At 71.2% G+C, this 18,050-nt stretch carries 20 protein-coding genes; 10 read left to right on the top strand and 10 right to left on the bottom strand.

Features of this window, described 5'->3' with window-relative positions:
• Nucleotides 1-46 precede the first annotated feature (46 nt).
• Genes AB0C38_RS02445 through AB0C38_RS02435 form a run of 3 tightly spaced genes read left to right on the top strand, consistent with a single transcriptional unit; the run spans nt 47 to nt 3,080 of the window.
• Entirely contained in the window at nt 47-1,288 is a 1,242-nt protein-coding gene (locus AB0C38_RS02445; protein ID WP_360665258.1) for an AI-2E family transporter, read from the top strand.
• The gene (locus AB0C38_RS02440; RefSeq protein ID WP_360665255.1) at nt 1,285-2,421 is read left to right on the top strand and encodes a DUF5931 domain-containing protein; all 1,137 of its coding nucleotides are present in this window, start codon (nt 1,285-1,287) and stop codon (nt 2,419-2,421) included. The genes AB0C38_RS02445 and AB0C38_RS02440 overlap by 4 nt, the downstream gene beginning before the upstream one ends.
• Nucleotides 2,418-3,080, top strand: coding sequence for a response regulator transcription factor (locus AB0C38_RS02435; protein ID WP_360665252.1), 663 nt, complete (start codon nt 2,418-2,420; stop codon nt 3,078-3,080). The genes AB0C38_RS02440 and AB0C38_RS02435 overlap by 4 nt, the downstream gene beginning before the upstream one ends.
• Before the next feature lie 3 nt (nt 3,081-3,083).
• Here AB0C38_RS02435 and AB0C38_RS02430 read toward each other — a convergent pair whose 3' ends face one another.
• Nucleotides 3,084-3,983: a hypothetical protein gene (locus AB0C38_RS02430; RefSeq protein WP_360665249.1), complete on the bottom strand. Its 900-nt coding sequence runs from the start codon at nt 3,981-3,983 to the stop codon at nt 3,084-3,086.
• Between AB0C38_RS02430 and AB0C38_RS02425 the strand changes: the two genes are divergently transcribed.
• Nucleotides 3,970-4,143 carry a hypothetical protein gene (locus AB0C38_RS02425; RefSeq protein WP_360665246.1) on the top strand — a complete coding sequence of 58 codons (174 nt, stop codon included), beginning with the start codon at nt 3,970-3,972 and terminating at the stop codon, nt 4,141-4,143. The genes AB0C38_RS02430 and AB0C38_RS02425 overlap by 14 nt on opposite strands.
• A gap of 77 nt (nt 4,144-4,220) precedes the next feature.
• Nucleotides 4,221-4,883 (top strand): DUF1707 domain-containing protein, encoded by a 663-nt coding sequence (locus tag AB0C38_RS02420; protein ID WP_360665244.1) that lies wholly within the window; start codon nt 4,221-4,223, stop codon nt 4,881-4,883.
• A gap of 73 nt (nt 4,884-4,956) precedes the next feature.
• On the opposite strand, the gene AB0C38_RS02415 is transcribed toward AB0C38_RS02420, so the two are convergent.
• From AB0C38_RS02415 to AB0C38_RS02375, 9 genes are all read right to left on the bottom strand, one after another.
• A complete protein-coding gene (locus tag AB0C38_RS02415) occupies nt 4,957-6,357 on the bottom strand; it encodes an MFS transporter (protein ID WP_360665241.1) in 1,401 nt (466 codons plus the stop codon).
• A 260-nt stretch (nt 6,358-6,617) separates the two neighbouring features.
• Nucleotides 6,618-8,285, bottom strand: coding sequence for a phosphoenolpyruvate--protein phosphotransferase (gene ptsP / locus AB0C38_RS02410; RefSeq protein WP_360665238.1), 1,668 nt, complete (start codon nt 8,283-8,285; stop codon nt 6,618-6,620).
• A complete protein-coding gene (locus AB0C38_RS02405) occupies nt 8,278-9,015 on the bottom strand; it encodes a hypothetical protein (protein WP_360665235.1) in 738 nt (245 codons plus the stop codon). The genes ptsP and AB0C38_RS02405 overlap by 8 nt, the downstream gene beginning before the upstream one ends.
• A gap of 28 nt (nt 9,016-9,043) precedes the next feature.
• The gene (locus AB0C38_RS02400; protein ID WP_360665232.1) at nt 9,044-9,913 is read right to left on the bottom strand and encodes a ribokinase; all 870 of its coding nucleotides are present in this window, start codon (nt 9,911-9,913) and stop codon (nt 9,044-9,046) included.
• Between the two features lie 258 nt (nt 9,914-10,171).
• Nucleotides 10,172-11,248, bottom strand: a complete 1,077-nt coding sequence (locus tag AB0C38_RS02395; RefSeq protein WP_360665229.1) for a hypothetical protein — start codon at nt 11,246-11,248, stop codon at nt 10,172-10,174.
• The gene (locus AB0C38_RS02390) at nt 11,245-12,408 is read right to left on the bottom strand and encodes a DUF6346 domain-containing protein (protein WP_360665226.1); all 1,164 of its coding nucleotides are present in this window, start codon (nt 12,406-12,408) and stop codon (nt 11,245-11,247) included. Before AB0C38_RS02390 ends, AB0C38_RS02395 begins: the two co-directional genes overlap by 4 nt.
• A complete protein-coding gene (locus AB0C38_RS02385) occupies nt 12,405-13,439 on the bottom strand; it encodes a hypothetical protein (protein ID WP_360665223.1) in 1,035 nt (344 codons plus the stop codon). Before AB0C38_RS02385 ends, AB0C38_RS02390 begins: the two co-directional genes overlap by 4 nt.
• Entirely contained in the window at nt 13,432-13,767 is a 336-nt protein-coding gene (locus tag AB0C38_RS02380; protein WP_360665220.1) for a hypothetical protein, read from the bottom strand. Before AB0C38_RS02380 ends, AB0C38_RS02385 begins: the two co-directional genes overlap by 8 nt.
• Nucleotides 13,768-13,789: 22 nt before the next feature.
• Nucleotides 13,790-14,308 (bottom strand): YbaB/EbfC family nucleoid-associated protein, encoded by a 519-nt coding sequence (locus tag AB0C38_RS02375; protein ID WP_360665217.1) that lies wholly within the window; start codon nt 14,306-14,308, stop codon nt 13,790-13,792.
• 170 nt (nt 14,309-14,478) lie between these two features.
• Between AB0C38_RS02375 and AB0C38_RS02370 the strand changes: the two genes are divergently transcribed.
• Genes AB0C38_RS02370 through AB0C38_RS02350 form a run of 5 tightly spaced genes read left to right on the top strand, consistent with a single transcriptional unit; the run spans nt 14,479 to nt 18,012 of the window.
• Nucleotides 14,479-14,859: a hypothetical protein gene (locus tag AB0C38_RS02370; protein WP_360665215.1), complete on the top strand. Its 381-nt coding sequence runs from the start codon at nt 14,479-14,481 to the stop codon at nt 14,857-14,859.
• A 60-nt stretch (nt 14,860-14,919) separates the two neighbouring features.
• Nucleotides 14,920-16,278, top strand: coding sequence for a hypothetical protein (locus AB0C38_RS02365; protein WP_360665212.1), 1,359 nt, complete (start codon nt 14,920-14,922; stop codon nt 16,276-16,278).
• Complete coding sequence (locus tag AB0C38_RS02360; protein ID WP_360665209.1) at nt 16,275-17,009, top strand: ESX secretion-associated protein EspG; 735 nt, start codon at nt 16,275-16,277, stop codon at nt 17,007-17,009. The genes AB0C38_RS02365 and AB0C38_RS02360 overlap by 4 nt, the downstream gene beginning before the upstream one ends.
• Complete coding sequence (locus tag AB0C38_RS02355) at nt 17,006-17,407, top strand: hypothetical protein (protein ID WP_360665207.1); 402 nt, start codon at nt 17,006-17,008, stop codon at nt 17,405-17,407. Before AB0C38_RS02360 ends, AB0C38_RS02355 begins: the two co-directional genes overlap by 4 nt.
• A complete protein-coding gene (locus tag AB0C38_RS02350) occupies nt 17,404-18,012 on the top strand; it encodes a DUF3558 domain-containing protein (protein WP_360665204.1) in 609 nt (202 codons plus the stop codon). Before AB0C38_RS02355 ends, AB0C38_RS02350 begins: the two co-directional genes overlap by 4 nt.
• Nucleotides 18,013-18,050: the final 38 nt, after the last annotated feature.

The raw sequence follows: 18,050 nt of genomic DNA, 5'->3' as shown, positions 1-18,050 counted from the left end.
CGGGGAAAGCGGCCGAATCGGGCGGTCCAGCCAGTACGGTGTGGCGGTGAGCCACGCGCGACGCGAAGACCCGTTCCTGCCGGAGCACGAGGACATCACCGGGCTGATCCCCCGGGGGCTGCGCATCAGTGCCGCGCTCGCCTGGCGGTTCATCGTGATCGCCGCGGCGCTGTACGCCGTGGTGTGGGTGATCGGCTACCTGTCCGTCGTCATCATCCCGCTGTCCATCGCCCTGCTGGTGTCCGCGCTGCTCGCGCCGGCGGTGCAGAAGCTGGTGGCGGTGCGGTTCCCGCGCGGGCTGGCGACGGCGATCGTGCTGATCGCCGGGCTGGCGGTGCTGGGCGGGCTGCTGACGTTCGTCGTCACGCAGTTCTCCTCCGGCCTGCCCCAGCTGCAGAAGCAGCTCAACGACAGCCTCAACCAGATCAAGGAATGGCTGCTCAACGGCCCGCCGCACCTGCGCCAGGAGCAGATCCAGGACTTCATCAACCAGGCGATCGGGTTCATCCAGGACAACCAGGCGTCCATCACGACGACCGCGCTGACGACGGCGAGCACCGTCGGCGAGATCCTCACCGGGTTCCTGCTGACGCTGTTCATCACGATCTTCTTCCTCAGCGGCGGCGAGGGCATCTGGACGTTCCTGGTCCGCGCCGTGCCCCGCCGGGTCCGCAACCGCGTGGACGTCGCCGGGCGCCGCGGGTTCGCGTCGCTCGTCAGCTACGTGCGGGCGACCGCGGCGGTGGCCGTGGTCGACGCCGTCGGCATCGGCATCGGGCTGTGGATCATGGGCGTGCCGCTGGTGATCCCGCTGGCGACGCTGGTGTTCATCGGCGCGTTCATCCCGATCATCGGCGCCGTCATCACCGGCGGCGTCGCCGTCCTGGTCGCCCTGGTGACGAACGGCTTCATCGGCGCGGTGATCGTGCTGGCCATCGTGATCGGCGTGATGCAGCTGGAAAGCCACGTCCTGCAGCCGCTGCTGCTGGGCCGCGCGGTGAAGCTGCACCCGCTGGCCGTGGTCCTGGCCATCACCGCCGGCCTGGTGACGGCCGGGATCCCCGGCGCGCTGCTGGCCGTGCCGCTGCTGGCGGTGCTGAACGCCGGCGTCCGGTCGCTGCTGCACGAGACCAACCCGGACCCGGCCGAGGTGAACGTCCTCAAGGACCAGGCCGCACAGCCGAACGACGCCAAGCCCGGGTCGCCGAAGGCCGAGATCGCGACGGTCGGCGAGGGCGAAGCCGAGTCGTCGACGGCCGAGCCGCCGAAGCGCGACGCCCAGCCGTGACCGTCCGGCGGTCACCGGACCCGATCACGCCGATGTGGCGCGGCGTGCTCGCGTTCCGCGTGCTCACCTGGGCGTTCGCCTGCGGCACCGTGATCGTCCAGAGCGGGCACTACCAGCGCGAGTGGCTGGCGTGGACGGTCCTCGGCGTGATGGCCGTCTGGTCGGTCGTCAGCAGCTTCCTCTACCTGCGCGAGCGGACGCGGCCGCCGGCGCTGGTGGTCTTCGACCTCGTGCTCACCACCGCGCTGCTGCTGACTTCGCCGTGGGTGCTCAGCGACGCGCAGTTCGTCTTGAACGTCCCGCTCATCACGACGGTGTGGGCGGCCGTGCCGGCGGTCGCCGCCGGCGCGCGCTTCGGCACGGTCGGCGGGGCGCTGGCCGGGCTGGTCCTCGGCGTGGCGACCGGGCTGGCGCGGGAGAAGTTCGACCTCGACGTCGCCCGTGACGGCGTCCTGCTCGCCGCCGCCGGGCTGCTGGTCGGCATGGCCGCGACGATGGGCCGGCGGTCCGCGGCGCGGCTGGAGCAGGCGCTGCGGAAGGAAGCGGCGACGGCCGAGCGGGAGCGGCTGGCCCGGTCGATCCACGACAGCGTGCTGCAGGTGCTGGCCCGGGTCCGCAAGCGCGGCAACGAGGTCGGCGGCGAAGCGGCCGAGCTGGCGAAGCTCGCCGGCGAGCAGGAGATCGCGCTGCGGTCGCTGGTGACGACCGAGCCGGTGCGGCCCAACGACAGCGGCACGACGAGCCTGCGCGCCGCGCTGCAGCTGCTCGCGACGCCGTCAGTGCAGGTCTCGACCCCGGCGGACGACGTCGAGCTGCTGGCCCACGTCACCGACGAACTGGTCGCCGTAACCCGCGAAGCGCTCTCGAACGTGGAGAAGCACGCAGGTCCCGACGCCCAGGCCTGGGTGCTGCTGGAAGACCTCGGGGGCGAGGTCGTGGTGAGCATCCGCGACGACGGCCCCGGCATCCCGGACGGCGTCCTCGAGCGGGCGGCGGCCGACGGGCACCTCGGCGTGGTGGAATCCATCCGGGGGAGGGTCCGCGACCTCGGCGGGAACGCGGCCCTCGACACCGGCCCCGGCCGGGGCACGGAGTGGGAGGTCAGGGTGCCGAGCACTAGGGGTGCGAAATGAGCGACGACGAACCGCGGATTTCGGTGATGGTGGTCGACGACCACCCGATCTGGCGCGACGGGGTGGCCCGCGACCTGACCGAGCACGGCTTCGACGTGCGGGCGACCGCGCCGGACGCCGACGCGGCGTTGCGGATCGCGCGGACCGTGCGGCCGGACGTCGTGCTGATGGACCTCAACCTCGGCACCACGTCCGGGGTGGACGCCACCCGCGAGATCACCGCGGCGCTGCCGTCGACGAAGGTGCTGGTGCTGTCCGCGAGCGGCGAGCACAAGGACGTCCTGGAGGCGGTGAAGGCCGGCGCGTCCGGCTACCTGGTCAAGTCGGCGTCGGCGGCGGAGCTGGTCGACGCGGTGCACCGGACCGCGGCCGGCGACCCCGTGTTCACCGCGGGCCTGGCCGGGCTGGTGCTCGGCGAGTACCGGCGGATGGCCGACGCGCCGGCGGAGGGCGCCGAGCCACCCCGCCTGACCGAGCGCGAGACCGACGTCCTGCGCCTGGTCGCGAAGGGGCTGACCGCGCGGCAGATCGCCGAGCGGCTCGTGCTGTCGCACCGCACGGTGGAGAACCACGTGCAGTCGACGCTGCGGAAGCTGCAGCTGCACAACCGCGTCGAGCTGGCCCGGTACGCGATCGAGCACGGCCTCGACGAGGAGTAGGCCTCAGGGGAGCACCGCGAAGCCCGACCAGTCGCCCGCCGGCAGCGCCGCCTTGCCCAGCCGCCACGCCGGTTCGCCCGGGTGCCAGGCGGCGACGACGCCGTCGGCCAGCACGAGGTCACCCTTCTCGGACCAGTCGAAGCCACCGCCGCGCTTGAGGTGCTCGGTGATGAACGGCATCGCCGCGACGTGCTCCCAGTCCGGCCCGTCCAGGCGCAGCAGCCAGAGGTCGCGGGTCTGCGTGCTGGTGCCCCGGTAGGCGGGGTTCGCGAAGTCGACGGCCCAGATGCCGCCGTCGCGGGAGGGCACCACGGTGGGCGTTCTCCCGAGCGCCGGCCGGCTGAGCCGCTTGCGGCTGTTGTCCCGCAGGTCGACGAGGGTGAGGTCGGTCAGGCCGTCGAGGAGCATCCGGTCGCCCGCGACGCCGAGGATGCGCGGCGCCTGCTGGACCGTGCGGCCGGTTTCCGGGTCGATCAGCGCGTCCGTCGACTCGGCGGCGCCGGAGTTGATGGTGATCAGCAGACCGTGCGGGGTGCCGGCCCGGACCTGCGTGCGGCAGCTGGCGGACTGGCCGCGGCCGAACTCGCCACCCGAGAGCGACACGCGCTGCAGCCGGCAGCTGTCCGGTGCGTCCTGGCGGATCAGCCACACGCTCTCGCCGTCGGCGGCGGGGGCCACCGACCAGGCGCGGCCGAGGGAACGCGGCGGGCTGGCGGGGCCGGTGTAGACGAGGATCCCGAAGGGTTCGGTGCTGTGCGTGTAGGGCGGATAGACCGTCAGGACGGCGTGGTGCCCGACCCGGAGCACGCTCAGCCCCAGGTCGGCCGCGGGGTAACCGGGCGGCGTGGCCACGGGTCCGCCGTCGGCGTCGAACAGGGTGGGACCGGTGGTGGGCAGCAGCACCGCCACCCCGATCCCGCCGGTCACCGGCGCCCCGGTGAGCCCTTCCGGCAGGGTCGGCGGGGCGATCGGTGACGGCGTACTCGTGACGCTCGTGCTCGGCGGCGGCGGCGGCGTCTCTTCGCCGGTGCACCCGGACAGCAGGACCAGCGCCGCGCAGTAGGCGGCACCGCGGAATACGGGTCCGTTCAGGGTTTTCCCCCGATCTCCCTGGTGAATTCCGGTTCTACCATCATGGACATGGGCGAGGAAGAGACCACCGCGGCGGAACCGATGACCGAGACCAAGCCGTTGGGCGAGCGCGATCTCCGGGTCTCCGACGACGAGCGCGAGCACGTCGTCGGGGTGCTGCAGAAGGCGATCGGCCGCGGGATGATCGACCTCGACGAGTTCACCGAACGCACCGACCGCGCGCTGGCGTCCCGGACCCGCGGCGAGCTGAACGCCGTGCTGGCCGACCTCGCCGGGCTCTACCACCCGGCGGCCGCGACCGCCGACGCGCCGGCGTACGCGCCTCCGGTGGGCTACGGCGGCTACACATCCGGACGGCGCTTCGAGCTCAACGCCAAGTACTCGTCGCTGGTCCGCAGCGGACCGTGGGTGGTGCCGCCCGAGATGGTCGTGCGGAACAAGTACGGCTCGACGAAGCTCGACTTCACGGAGGCGCAGGTGCAGTCGCCGGTGGTGCACATCGAGCTGGACGCCAAGTGGGGTTCGGTCGAGGTGATCATCCCGGAGCACGCGGCGGTCGACGTCAACTCGATCACCGACGTCAAGTTCGGCTCGCTGGAGGACAAGACGCGCAGCAACGGGCACATGGGGAACCCGCGCTTCGTGCTGAGCGGCCGGGTCCACGGCGGTTCGCTGGTCATCCGGCACCCGCGGCGCGGGTTGTTCGGCTAGCCGGGGCCCCTCTGCCCCCGGCGTCAAGAAGGCCTCCCCACCCAGGCATCGGGTGGGGAGGCCTTCGTGCTTTTCAGGCGGCCCGGAGGTTCTTCGCGACGAACCAGACGAGGACGGCGAACGCGGCGGCGGCGAGCCCGGCGACGACGTGCAGCCCGCTGGGGAGACCGTGCGCACCGGCGACGGCGTTGCCCAGGGTCCCGACGGTCGCGATGCCGAAGGCGTAGCCGAACTCGTTGACCGTCTGCGCCAGCGACGCGGCGGAACCCGCCTTGCGCTGCGGCACCGAGCCGACGACGAAGTCCGTGCCGAGCGCGACCATCGGCCCGACGCCCAGCGACGTCACGGCGAACCCGAGCGCGGGCCACACCGGCCCGGCCGCGGGGTCGACGAGGGCGAGGATGACCATGCCGGCCGCGGCGAGGGCCACCCCGCCGGCGATCAGGACGTTCGCCTTCACCCGGCGGGCCAAGGCGGGCGCGGCGAGGAAGCTGACGGTCGAGGCGGCCATCCCGGGCAGCAGCCCGAGCGCGGCACCGACCGGCGAGAGGTGCTGCGCGACCTGGAGGAACTGCGCGACGAACAGCATCGTGGTGCCGCCGAGCATGCTGAACAGGAGCATCCCGCCGAGCGTGGTGCGGAAGGCCTTCGCGGCGAAGAGGCTGAAGTCGACCAGCGGGTCTCGCAGGACGCGCTGCCGCTTCACGAAGACGTACCCGACGGCCAGGCCGGCGATCAACGCCGCGGCCGGGACCGGGTGGACGCCGTCACGGGCGAGCTCCTTGACGCCGTAGACGGCGGGCAGGATCGCGCCGAGCGAGAGGGCGACGCTGGGCAGGTCGAGGCGGCCGGCTTGCTCGTCGCGGTATTCGGGCAGCAGCTTCGGGCCGATGACGAGCAGCAGGACCATGGCGGGAACGCCGAGCAGGAAGACCGAGCCCCACCAGAAGTGTTCGAGCAGGACACCGCCGACCATCGGGCCGATGATGGCGCCGACGGTGAAGCAGCCGGCCCAGATCCCGATGGCCTGAGCGCGTTGCTGCGGGTTCTTGAAGAGGGTCCCGATGAGCGAAAGCGTCGACGGAGCGAGCGTCGCCCCGGCGATCCCGAGTACGGCCCGCGCGGCGATGAGCATGCCGGCGCTGGTGGAGAAGGCGGCGATGACGGAGGCGACCCCGAAGGCGGCGGCCCCGATGAGCAGCAGCTTCCGCCGTCCGATCCGGTCGCCGAGGGTCCCCATGGTGACCATGAACCCGGCGACCATGAAGCCGTAGGTGTCCATGATCCACAGTTGTGAGGTGCCATCGGCGTGGAGGCTGGCCGCGATGTTCGGCAGCGCGAGAACGAGGACGAAGACGTCGAGCGAGACGAGCAGGGTGGGCAGGGCCAGCACGGCCAGGCCGATCCACTCCCGGCGCCCGGCCCTCACGGTCTCGGCCGGTGCTCCGACCGGCGCTTCGGCGGTGATGGTCATGGCTGCTCCCTCTCGGCTCGGTGGTGCTTTCACCACTTCGTCGAGCGGGCCGGCCCGGAATCGACAGCCGGTCGGAACTTTGTCGGGAAAGCCGTGAAGGCCGCCCCGGTTGGGAGGCGGCCTTCACGGCTGCACGACGGGGTTGTCCACACCCCTCGGTCAATGTGGACAACTCCGCAAGATCAGGTTCGCACGGATCGGCACTGTCGGTGACGACCCATAGACTGAAACTCGGGGGGCGAGGCCCGCGGTAGCGGGCTTCAGGGGCGAGCTGCCGCGCGCGCCGCCGCCGGGTCCGACGTTGCCAACGCCGCCTCCGCCAGCCCCTCGCACTCGGCGAGCGTCGCCGAAGCCAGGCTCGCGCCCACCGTGCGGATCGCCGGGGCGTTCATCGACAGGCTCGTCAGGCCCAAGCCCGCCAGGACCAGCGCCAGCCGCGGGTCCGCCGCCGCTTCGCCGCAGACGCCCGCCGGTTTGCCGGTGGCCTTGGCCGCGTCGCCGATGAGCTTCAGCAGGCGCAGGAGCCCCGGCTGCCAGGGGTCGTTGAGCTTCGCCACGGCGCCGAGCTGGCGGTCCGCCGCGAACGTGTACTGCGCCAGGTCGTTCGTGCCCACCGAGACGAAGTCCACCGCTTCGAGGATTTCGTGGGCGCTCAGCGCCGCCGCCGGGATCTCGATCATCACGCCCGCCCGGGCGATGCCCGCCGCGCGGACGCGGTCGGCGAACCAGGCGGCTTCCTCGACCGTCGCGACCATCGGGGCCATCACCGAGACCGCGGCGCCGGAGTCCTCCGCCGCACCCGCGATGGCTTCGAGCTGGCGGTCCAGCACCTCGGGCCGGTCGAACGCCACGCGCAGCCCGCGGACGCCGAGCGCCGGGTTCGGCTCGACGTCCGGGGAGAGGAAGGCCAGCGGCTTGTCGGCGCCCGCGTCCAGGGTCCGCACGATCACCGGCTTGCCGCGGAACGGCGAGAGAACCGCCGTGTAGGCCGCGCGCTGCTCGGCCACCGACGGTTCGTCCGAGGCGTCCAGGTAGCAGAACTCGGTGCGGAACAGGCCGACTCCCTCGGCGCCCGCGTCCGCCGCGGCCTGCGCGTCGGCCGGGGAGCCGACGTTGCCGTAGACCTTCACGCGGTGGCCGTCGGACGTCGCGCCCGTGCCGTTCCACTCGGCCAGCTGCGCGACCGTCGCCGTGACGACCGGCGCCGACGGGTCGGCCACCTCGACCGTGCCCGCGTCACCGTCGACGGCGAGCGCGTCGGCGTCCAAAGCGAGCAGGCCGCGCACCGCGACGACGGCCGGGATGCCCAGCGCCCGCGCCAAGATCGCGGTGTGGCTGGTCGGGCCGCCTTCTTCGGTGACCAGGGCGAGCACCTTCGCCGGGTCGAGGCCCGCGGTGTCGGCCGGCGCGAGGTCGCGCGCGACGAGCACGCTCGGCGACGCCAGCTCGGGCACCCCCGGCGGCGCGATGCCGAGCAGCTCGGCGACCAGCCGGTCACGCACGTCGCGCACGTCGCGGACGCGCTCGGCCATGTACCCGCCCGCGGCGGCCAGCGCTTCGGCGAAGCCTTCGGCGGCCTGGTGGACGGCTCGCGCGGCGGGCAGCCCCTGCGTCTTGACCAGCTGTTCCGCCTGCGAAGCGAGCGCCGGGTCGGCCGCCATCGCGGCGGTGGTGATCAGGATCGTCGCGGCTTCGCCGGTCGCGGTCTCGGCCTGCTTCTCCAGCCGGCCGGCGACGATCGCCGCCGCGGGCGCGATCCGGGCGGCTTCGGCGGCGGGGTCGGCCGGGGCCGGGGTGGCGGCGGGCTCGCCAAGCGGCTCCGCGACGCGGACTACGGGACCACTCGCGCGGCCGGGGCTGACGGCGACCCCGGACAAAGACTCCGGCGACGTGCGTCCTTCAGCGGAGGCGGCATCAAGCTCAGACATGGTCTAGACCATAGCTCAGATAGGTCTGGATATCTCGTGGTGGCGGGCACAAGCCGCGTTGGCGTACCTGTTCGAGCACCGGCCGGACCTCCTCGTGCCACCAGGCTTCGGCCAGTTCGTCGCGGCTGGACACCGGCCGTCCGGCCAGCATACGGCGGAATCCCCAGGCCTCCGCGCTGTCGGCGAGCCGGAACCAGTCGGCCGGGTCGTCGAGCCAGAGACCGAGGCGGACGTCGTCGGGCAGCGGCACGCGCTCCAGGAACATCCGCTCGGCGGACTTCGACGGCAGGTCCGCAAGCGTCAGGCAGCGCAGCGCGCACGCGACCGTGCTGATCCAGCGGACCCGCGCGCGGATGGTCCGGGCGCCGCGGGCGCGCGCGATGGCGACGCGGTGGTGACCGTCCTCGACGAAGAACATGTCGGACAGCCGCACGAGCCGCACCGGCGGGAGGTCGGCCGACGTCCGCGTCAGGTGGTCCCAGCGGTCGCGCAACGCTCGGTTGCGCGGCCGGAACTCGCGGTCGAAGTCGCCGGCGCGGGCGACGGTGCCGACCACGCCTTCCAGCGGCACGTCGTAGACGCCTTCGTCGACCTCGGTCTGCTTGCCGAGCGCCTTCAGGGTCTCGTCGAGGGGCATGATCGCGAGGTCGTCGGGCCGCCGCGCCTCCGCGATCGCCCTCAGCTGAGCGGCGTAGCCGCGCCACCAGGCCGAACCGAACGAATCGCCCATGTGAGGTGCAACACGGGCCGCCGGGTGATCATTCCCCCAGGTCGGGGGCGGTCGGGTAGGACGGCTGCGCACCACGTCGCGTCACGCTGAAGGCCGCGACGCGCACCGCGCGCTTCGCCGCGGAGACGAGGTCGGCGCCGTCGGCCAGCGACGCCGCGAGCGCGCCCGCGAAGGCGTCCCCGGCGCCGGTGGTGTCGACAGCTTCGACCGCCGGCGACTCCACTTCGGTCGTGGTGTCCTTCTCCACGACGACCGCACCCGCCGCCCCGAGCGTGACGACGGCGGCTCGCGGGCCCAGGTCCAGGAGCTTCCGGAAGTCCGCTCCGGGCCCGGTGAGCCAGGCGGCTTCGTGCTCGTTGACGAGCAGGACGTCGAGCTTGGCCAGCGTCCCCGCGGACAGCGTCGCCGCCGGCGAAAGGTTCAGCAGCACCTTGACGCCCTTTTCGGCGGCCCGCGCGACAGCGTGCTCGACGGTCGGCAGCGGCACTTCGAGCGAGGCCACCATGACCTCGACCCCGTCGAAGACGGCCTCGACGTCGGCGGGTTCGAGACTCGAGTTCGCGCCGGGGGAGACGAGGATGGCGTTCTCGCCGTCCGGGGTGACGGTGATGTAGGCGATGCCGGTCGGCCGGTCACTGGTCCGGACCAGTCCGGTGTCGACCCCCGCGGCCCGCAGCGAATCGAGCAGCAGCCGCCCGTAGGGATCGTCCCCGACGGCACCGAGGAGCGCGACGTCCGCCCCGAGCCGGCCCGCCGCGACCGCCGTGTTGGCACCCTTGCCGCCCGGCGAAAGCACGGTGTCGCCGCCCAGCACCGTCTCGCCACCTGCCGGCCGCCGGTCCACCGCGACGACGAGGTCGGCATTGGCGGATCCCACAACGAGGACGTCGGAGTTCATCCCCGCACTGTGCCACGAAAGCCGTCCGACCAGGTCGGGAAGGGTGCCGGAGAGGAAAGTGAAGGTTTTTGTAACTTATCCGGCGTTGAGTGCGACAATCATGCGAGCAGCGGATGCGCGTCACTCGATCGGGGGATGTCATTCCCCCGGACGTCACTACGCGGACCGGTCCCGCTCTCCAGGTGCGTCACCACGCAAGACGCGGTGACGTTGCCCCGACCGGCAGAGCCGGACAGGGCATCATGTCGCCGGCGCCGATCACGTAGCCCCCCGAGTGATCGGCGTCGGCGGCGCCCCCGTCTCGCGCACGAGGAGTGCGGCCGCGCCCGGCGACATCTTGGCCACCACCAGCTGTTCGTCACCGCCGATCGAGATCGCGTGCAGAGCGACATATCGACGAGTAGCTCGTGCGCCCGCGGGCGAGACAACCAGCCGAGCGAGGTCCGCGCGCTCGATGACGACCGGCCGGCCACCTCGGAGACGCCAGGTGAGCGAGTCGGCTGTCAGCACGAATTCGCCGTCTTCGCCCCGGTAGCGCGTCAGGTACAGGGACACCCACACCACGATGGCGACCGGCAGCGGGATCCCCGGCGGGATGTCGAAGAACACCGGCGCTCCGAAGTCGAGGATGACGACCACCCAGGCGGTCCACAGGAAGAACGCCCGGCCGGCTGTCGCGTGGCCGGCGTGCACGGCTGTCGCGGTCTCGGACTTCGCGCGCGCTCCCCACCGCAGGATCAGCCGCTTGACCGGCCGGACGACGCCCAAGCCGCCACGCCGGATCTCCCGGTCCGGCCAGCGCACCAGACCCGGCCGGACAGCGTCGATCGCGGCCGCCGCCTTCTCGGCTCCCGCTTGCGGCAGGACAGCCGAGAGGACGTGTCCATACTTCGACTTGCGGTGGAAGGCATCCGCCAGGTGCTGCACGGACGCGTCGTCGATCAGCGCGACCGAAACGAAAACCCGTTCGCCCGGCTGCCCTTCGTCGAACACGACCTCACGAACCTCGTCCCACGGCAGGACGAGCAGCCGGCCGTCCGTCAGCGCCTGCCCGAACCCATCCGATCCGAAGTGCGCCGTGACCGTTCCCAATCCGCCGTCCCGGCGAATCCGCGCCGCGAGGAGTGGTCTCGAAAAGCACAGGGTGAGTCCGACCAGTGCGAGGGCCGAGGCGACCCACCAAGCGACCGGATCGTGGCTCCGGCGCCAGAGGAGCAACCCGGCCAGCCCGATCACCACCGGCCCGAGGAGCGTCACGTAGCCGGCGAAGGCACGAACCGTCTCGGGCGGGTCGTAAAGCGGAAGTTCGACGCGGACCCGGTTTTCGGGCTTCACCGCCGTGCCTTCCAGCGGATGATCGTGCGTTTGACGACGCGCACGATCCCGAACCCGCCCCGGCGAACCTCACGCGCGGGCCACCGGACGCGGCCGGGCCGGTACCGCTCGAACGCCTCGGCCAGTCGTCGCGCTTCGTCCGAGGGCAGCACAGGTGACAGCAAGAAGCCGTAGGGCGACCGGGTGCGGAAGCCGGACAGGAGACGGAACTCACGGCCGCCACCGGACAACGTCAGGTGGCAGGCGACCTGGCTGCCGAGCACGTATTCGTCGAGGACGAGCCGGTCGACGACCGTCCAGGGAATGACCAGCGGCATGTGCTCGTCGACGGGTTGCCAGATGCCGTCTTCGGCGATGATGACCTCGGTGACCTCCGGCGACACGAGCCGCCGATGGGCGTAGGGCACCAAGGCGAGCACGACCAAGCCGATCGGCGCGAACACATACGCGAAGAAACGACCGAAGCCGCCGACGTCACCCAGCCCGCGCATCGCGACGGACATCGTCACGGAAGCCGCGATCATCGCGAGCCCGCCGACCATGACAACGACAGCACCCGGGCCGGCCGCCCGTCGGCTCGCGGCGTCGGCGACCACGGGGACCCGCACCCGGACCGGCACTCCCGGCCCGTCTGGTGGACGCACGTGCGGATCAGGCAGGAACGCAAACCAGCTGAGGACGCGGAGCCAGCCGAGCTTCGTGGCGACGGCACCCGCGGCCCCGATGACGATCGCGCCCAGTGCGCCCAGGAAGCCGTACGGGTGGTCGACAGCGCGCCGCCAGATCTTGTGGTCCTTGAAGGCCCCGACGGGGTGGGCGAGGTCGTCGGCCGGAGTCAGTTCGTCCGGGCCGAACTTGTCCGTCGTCCCGGTGCCGTCGGGCCGGACGATGCCGCCGTAGCACTCCCAGTAGTAGCCCGCGCCGCGATAGGACAACGGTCCGTACCGATGGCACGCTCCCGGAAAGTCGGCGGCGTGGGCAACCACGTCACCGCCTTCGACGGAACGTTCGGTACTGCTGACCGGCGCGTCGATCAACCTGACCAGGGTCAGGCCGCCGATACCGAAGATGGCCAGCAACGTCCAGGCCAGCAGTCCCCGGACCGCGATCTTCGTCCACCGCCAGACGCGCGAAGGCTGTCTCGCGACGATCGCGGTCACTCGATCGAGCCGGAAATCCGCTGGGCGCCTGGCTGCCCGGAGAACGGCTGCCCGTCGTCCGCGGTCACCGGGCCGGACCGCGGCACCTTGTCGACCGGGTAGTTCGTCGAGTGGTCTTCCGGCACGATCGACGTCTCGTCGCGGTCGTGCTGCTGTTCTCCCGCGGATTGGCCGGGCCCGGTCGCCAGCTGCTCGAAGGCCTTCATGCCTGTCTCCTGAGCCGCGGCCTTGGCGAAACCCTTGAACATCTCCTTGCCGGCGGTTCCGACCGCGGAGACGACGCGCCGGAAGAAATCACCGAGAGCGCTGAGGAATTCCTTCGCGCGGGCGAAAGCACGGGCCAGCCTGCTGCACTCCTGGACCATCTTGCCGCCCTGCTTGACCGCGAAGGGCACTCCTTCACCGGCCATTGCCGCCGGGTACGCAGGCGGTGGGTACCGCAGCAAGATGAAGACGATCTTGGAAAGAGTGTCTGTGATCAAGTCGCGGATCAGCGTCCGGACGACGTCCAGGATCGTCTTGCAGATCCCGATGACCTCGGCGACTTTCGTCGCGGAGTCCGACAAGGCCGCATACGCGTCCAGCTGCTTCTGGACGTACACGCGGTACTGGTCGGCCACCTTGCCCTGCCACTGGAGGCAGTTCTTCCGCACCTCGGCGGTCAGTTCTTCGGCGGTCTTCTGGACGTGCTTGCCGATGGTCTCCCACTTCTTGCCCTCGAGATCGAGGGCGTCCTGGTCACCCGTGACCCAGTCCAGTGGCTCCTTCAGGAAGTCGACGTGCTCGATCACCCAGCCGAAACCCCAGCTCAGCAGCGTCTCGAACGGATTCGCCTCCTTGAGGAGGTCCATCATGCCGAGCCCGGCGTTCCCGAGACTGAACAGTCCCTCGGTCCAGTCACCGTGGAGGATCTTCTCGAAGCCTCCGTAGTAGTCCTGGAGTGCGCCGGCCCCTTCAAGGAAACTGTCGAGCCCGTACTTCTCGGAATCCGTTTCCTTCTTGGCTTCCTCCATGAGCGGACTGTCAGCCATTGCCGCCTCCCGCCCGGTTCACGAGTGCCGACGCCGACGCTTCGTCCACTCGGCGCTGCTTCGCCCAGCTGCGGACGGCTTCCACGTGGTACCCGGCACCGTCGACCGCGGCTTGGAGCGTGTCCGTCGCCTGCCCGGACAGGTGACCGCACCAGGTGCTGAGCTGGCACAGCTGCCCGATCAGGCCGAACGCGTCCGGGCCGGCCGGCTCGTCATGAGAGAGGGCCAATGCCTGCTTGAGAACGTCGAAGGTCGCTTCCATCTGTTTGGCGTGCTCGTCTATCGCGTCCGGGTTCTCGTCGAACCCGGGCCCGGTCTGGCCGGCCATCTTTCCCTCCCCTGTCCGATGCTCAGCGCAAGTAGTCGCCATCGCCGAAGTAGTCGTCGTCCGCGCCGTCTTCCGCCGGTGGGCGGGCCGCGCGGGGTGGCGGCTTCGGCGCGGGCGGTTTCGGCGGCTCTTCGTCGGCGACGAAACGGGCTCCCTCATCGGGGGCTTCGAAACCGCCCTCGACGAAGCCCTGCGAGGGGGGCTCGGGGTACTCGCGCTCCAGTTGGCCGACCAGTTCGGTCATCGTCTCGGTCCCCGCCATCGAGGGGACTCCGGCCTCGACCGCAGCGGCGAGCTTGCTCTGCGCCGCCTGGACGGTCCTGAGGATATCGTCGGCCAGGTTGGACTTGTCGCGGACGGTGTGGCCGATTTCGAGGCCGACGAGGTTGCCCAGGTGGTTGACCTTGACCGCGATCTGGCCGTCCTTGCTGCGCTCGGCGACCGAGACGGTCGCCATCTCGGCCCGCATCCGGTCGGCCTTCTGCTGAGCTTCGGCCATCTTGGCTTCGAAGCTCGAGAAGAGCTGCTCAGGGTTCGTCACGCGAACCTCCCCTGTTCACGTCAGTAGCCGTACGGCGACCGAGTGTGGCATAAGGCACCGACAGTTGTGGGGCGTTCTGCTCGTTGTGACGAAGACCCCGTGGTTTTCCCCACCCGTCCGGGCGGCCAACCGGGTGTCTGTGCTGCTCAGCGGCTCATAGCGTGCCTTTCATGAGCATTTCCGACTGGAAACGGACGATCTACGCGCTTCTCGCCCTGCCTGCCTATCTCGCGGGCCCGACTGTGCGGCGGCGGCTGGCGCTGCGCTGGCTGGGCGCCGAACCGCGGGGCGGCGGTTTCCTCGCCTGCGTCGCGGCTTTTCCCCTCGCGCTGCTGGTCTGGTACCTGGTCGGCCGGATCGGGACTTTCGGGTTCTTCTGGACCGAGGCCGGGGCCGCCGGTTCGTGGGGCGGGCCGTCGCTGATCGGGGCCTGGGCCGTGCACTTCTTCGTCGCGCTCGGCATGGCCGTCGTGTGCATGTGGGTGCTGCGGCCGCTCGTCCGGCGGCAGGTGCGCCGCCCTGACCTGGTCGATTCTCCGTACGGACGGTAACCGGTGCGGTATTGTCCGTGACGCAAGAGGGGTGATCGAACGCGAGGGGAGCGCGGTTCGGTGGGGTTGTTCGGCGACATGCTCGACGCTGCCAAGCACGTCGGGTCGGAGATCGCGCACGCCGTCCAGTCGGGTGGTGAGGGGCTCGGCAAGGTCCTGAACGGCGCGGGCATCGGCCTGCTCGCGGGCGGGCCGCTCGGCGCCGTCGCGGGCGCGTACATCGGTTCGCAGACCGGTACCGGGGCGAACAACCCGCAGGCCGCCGGGTTGTCGCCGGCGCAGCTGGTCCAGGCCGTGCTGACCGGGCCGGGCACCGAGTCGCTGCAGAAGGTGCACCAGGCGGGCGTCGACCAGTCGACTTACCAGCGCCGGCTCGAGCAGGGCACGCGCGAACTGACCTCCGGCCTCGAATCCGCGTGGACCGGCGGCGCCTCGGACGCGGCGCGCGAACGTCTTCAGCCCTTGACGGCGTCGGCGGTGTCGGCGTCCACGACCCTGGACCGCAACTCGACGCTGTCCCAGGCGCAGATCGACCAGTTCCACCAGATGAAGAACTCGCTGCACCCCGACGTCACCGACCAGCCGCCGACGCGGAGCGCCTGGGACGTCGCGACGCCGTGGGACACCGACACCGAAGACAAGATCAACCAGTACAACCGGAAGGCCGCGGAGAACGTCGAGCGGTACAGCTCGTACGCGCAGCAGTCCGGCACGAACACCGCGGCGCGGACGATCGACTACGGCCAGCTCCGCGAGTACACCGGCGGCGACTTCACGGTGCAGGACCCGAAGAAGCCCGTCGAGCCGCCCGAGAAGCGGACCCGGGTGGGCGACGACGACCGCGACCGGTCGATCGGCGCCCAGGTGCAGCCGCCGCCGGCGGTCCACCCGCCGGTCGTCCCGCCGCCGCCCCCGGGGCAGGTCACGCCGCCGCCGGGCACACCTACGCCCGGCGTGGACGAAAGCGTCCGCGCGCAGGGTTATGTGCCGCCGTCGACGCAGTACCCGCCGGGCTACCAGCCGCCGGGGACGGGACCGGGCGGTGGGTTCGGCCCCGGCTCGGGTCCCGGAGGCGGGTTCGGGCCCGGTGGCGGCTTCGGCCCCGGCAGCTTCGGCCCGGGCGGCGGCGGCTTCGGCCCGGGTTCATCGTCGGGAGCAGGCAGCGGTGTCCGCGGACCCGGCGCGGCCACCGGAGCCGGAGCGCTGGGCGAAGGACGCCCGGGCGCGGCCGGCGGGATCCGCGGCGGCGCGGCGGGCAAGCCGGGCTCGCCGGGAATGGGCGGCATGGGCCACGGCGCCAAGGGCGGCAAGTCCGAGGACGAAGAGCACCAGCGCGCGTCGTACCTGGTGGAAGCCGACCCGGAGAGCATCTTCGGGGGGTCCGACGAACGGACCGTGCCGCCGGTGATCGGGCTGTGATCTTCCTGCCCAAGGCCGCTCTGCTCACCGCTTGGGAGTGGGAGCGGCACGGCCCACCGCCCGCGGTCCTCGGCGTGGACAACCTCTGGCTCGGCACCGAGACCCGCAAGCGGCTGGACGAGAAGGTCCTCGACGTCCTCATGTCGCTCCGGCTCGCGGCGGGCGGCACGTTGACGCGCGAGTTCCGCGACGTCCTGCGTGTCTTGGCGAGGGGCGCCCACCAGTTCACGGCGTGGCTGGGCGACGTCGAGGCGGAGGAGTCGGGCGCGGTCCTCGTCTCGGCCGACGGCCCCAAGGCTTTGCGGCTGATCCGGAAGGACGACACGATCCGGATCGACGACGTGGAGCCGTCGCGGATCGCGGAATCCCTGGTGGACGTGCTGCCACCGGTGCCGCCCGCGCGGATCTCGCCGGTGTCGATCCCGGAGGCGCGGTTCTCGGGCCGGGAGGAGTCGTACGAACTCAGCGACCCCACGGCCGACAACCGCGACCCACTGACCTGGGCCCGACGGCTGATGGCGGCCGAGCGGACCGGCGTGCACCAGTGTTACGCGGTCAACCGGGGTGCACGCAGCGCGCCGATCACCGCGGTGGACATCGCCGGGGCCGGACGGGTGCTGACGTACGTGTACCCGGGGCGGGAGCGGATGGTGAGTTTCCAGCCGGGGAGCCGAGGTGCGCTGACGGACGTGCTGTACGCGACGCTGAACGGGTTAGGAGGAGGACGATGACGGGCGCGATCTTCAGCGGGATCGGGTTTTGGGCGACGGACCTGCCGAGTGGGGCGTCGCGACCGGCTGGTGGGCAGGGGTTCGCGATGAGCAGCTCGGAGATGCGGGCGATGCTCAAAAACGCGAAGGACTTGCGGATTTCGATCCAGCAGCAACGCGACGCCGCGCAAGTGCTGTCGCAGGCGACGCCGCCCGCTCAGGAGCCGGCCAGCACCGATGCCGTCCTCGGTCCGAACGGCGTGAACGAGACCGGACGCTTCTACCAGGGCCATCTCGACTACCAGTACAACTATCTGTCCGAGTTGATCAAGCGTCTGCAGAAGGCACTCGGGATAGTCGAGGCGGCCGACCAGCAAGCGGCAGACGATACGAACAAGACAAGCGGGGCCTTCGAATGACGAAGCGATCCATCACGACCACGGCCGTGATCATGGCCGGCGGTTTGCTGATCTCCGGGTGCAACGGCACTTCCCAGGCACCGGCGAGCACCACGACCGCACCCTCGAGTACCGCTTCGGCGAACAGCGACGTACCTACCGTGCCCAGCCCCCTCCCGGCGACGGCACTCGATGGCAGCCCGTGCGACAGCGCCCTCACGAACAGCCAGATCACCCACTTCATCGGGCAGTCGACCCCGGCCAAGCCCAGCGACACCGAACTCGGCCCGATGTGTCAGTGGAGCAGCGCTTCCGGCTCAGGAGCAGGCATCACAGTCGCCTACCAGACCGAATCCGACCAGGGAATCGGGCTGGCTTACGCGAATGTGAAGCCCAAGGCAGCGCGCTGGCAAGCGCTCGAGCCGGTCCAAGGATTCCCTGCCGTCGCCTACACGAACACCGAGGACAAGCGCGCCTGTGTCATCGTCGTCGGTGTGACCGACAAGCTGGCGTTTTCGACGGGGTTGACGCTCGGCGACAAGTCCGCGGCCGAAGGCAAGGATTGCTTCGATGCTGCTCCGGAAGTGGCCGACACCGTGTTGACCAACCTCAAGGCGCGGGCCTGAGCTGCACCTTTTCGTTACGGTGAAGATCGCGTTAATGC

Source organism: Amycolatopsis sp. NPDC048633 (assembly GCF_040650695.1).
Classification (GTDB): domain Bacteria; phylum Actinomycetota; class Actinomycetes; order Mycobacteriales; family Pseudonocardiaceae; genus Amycolatopsis.
The sequence above is the reverse complement of the archived record's forward strand: the minus strand, read 5'-3'. Positions and strand labels throughout refer to the sequence as shown.

What these genes read in the sequence shown, in the direction of transcription:
- AB0C38_RS02435 (WP_360665252.1), top strand. Translation starts at nt 2,418, where the DNA reads ATGAGCGACGACGAACCGCGGATTTCGGTGATGGTGGTCGACGACCAC.
- AB0C38_RS02420 (WP_360665244.1), top strand. Translation starts at nt 4,221, where the DNA reads ATGGGCGAGGAAGAGACCACCGCGGCGGAACCGATGACCGAGACCAAG.
- AB0C38_RS02415 (WP_360665241.1), bottom strand. Translation starts at nt 6,357, where the DNA reads ATGACCATCACCGCCGAAGCGCCGGTCGGAGCACCGGCCGAGACCGTG.
- ptsP (WP_360665238.1), bottom strand. Translation starts at nt 8,285, where the DNA reads ATGTCTGAGCTTGATGCCGCCTCCGCTGAAGGACGCACGTCGCCGGAG.
- AB0C38_RS02405 (WP_360665235.1), bottom strand. Translation starts at nt 9,015, where the DNA reads ATGGGCGATTCGTTCGGTTCGGCCTGGTGGCGCGGCTACGCCGCTCAG.
- AB0C38_RS02400 (WP_360665232.1), bottom strand. Translation starts at nt 9,913, where the DNA reads ATGAACTCCGACGTCCTCGTTGTGGGATCCGCCAATGCCGACCTCGTC.
- AB0C38_RS02385 (WP_360665223.1), bottom strand. Translation starts at nt 13,439, where the DNA reads ATGGCTGACAGTCCGCTCATGGAGGAAGCCAAGAAGGAAACGGATTCC.
- AB0C38_RS02380 (WP_360665220.1), bottom strand. Translation starts at nt 13,767, where the DNA reads ATGGCCGGCCAGACCGGGCCCGGGTTCGACGAGAACCCGGACGCGATA.
- AB0C38_RS02370 (WP_360665215.1), top strand. Translation starts at nt 14,479, where the DNA reads ATGAGCATTTCCGACTGGAAACGGACGATCTACGCGCTTCTCGCCCTG.
- AB0C38_RS02355 (WP_360665207.1), top strand. Translation starts at nt 17,006, where the DNA reads ATGACGGGCGCGATCTTCAGCGGGATCGGGTTTTGGGCGACGGACCTG.
- AB0C38_RS02350 (WP_360665204.1), top strand. Translation starts at nt 17,404, where the DNA reads ATGACGAAGCGATCCATCACGACCACGGCCGTGATCATGGCCGGCGGT.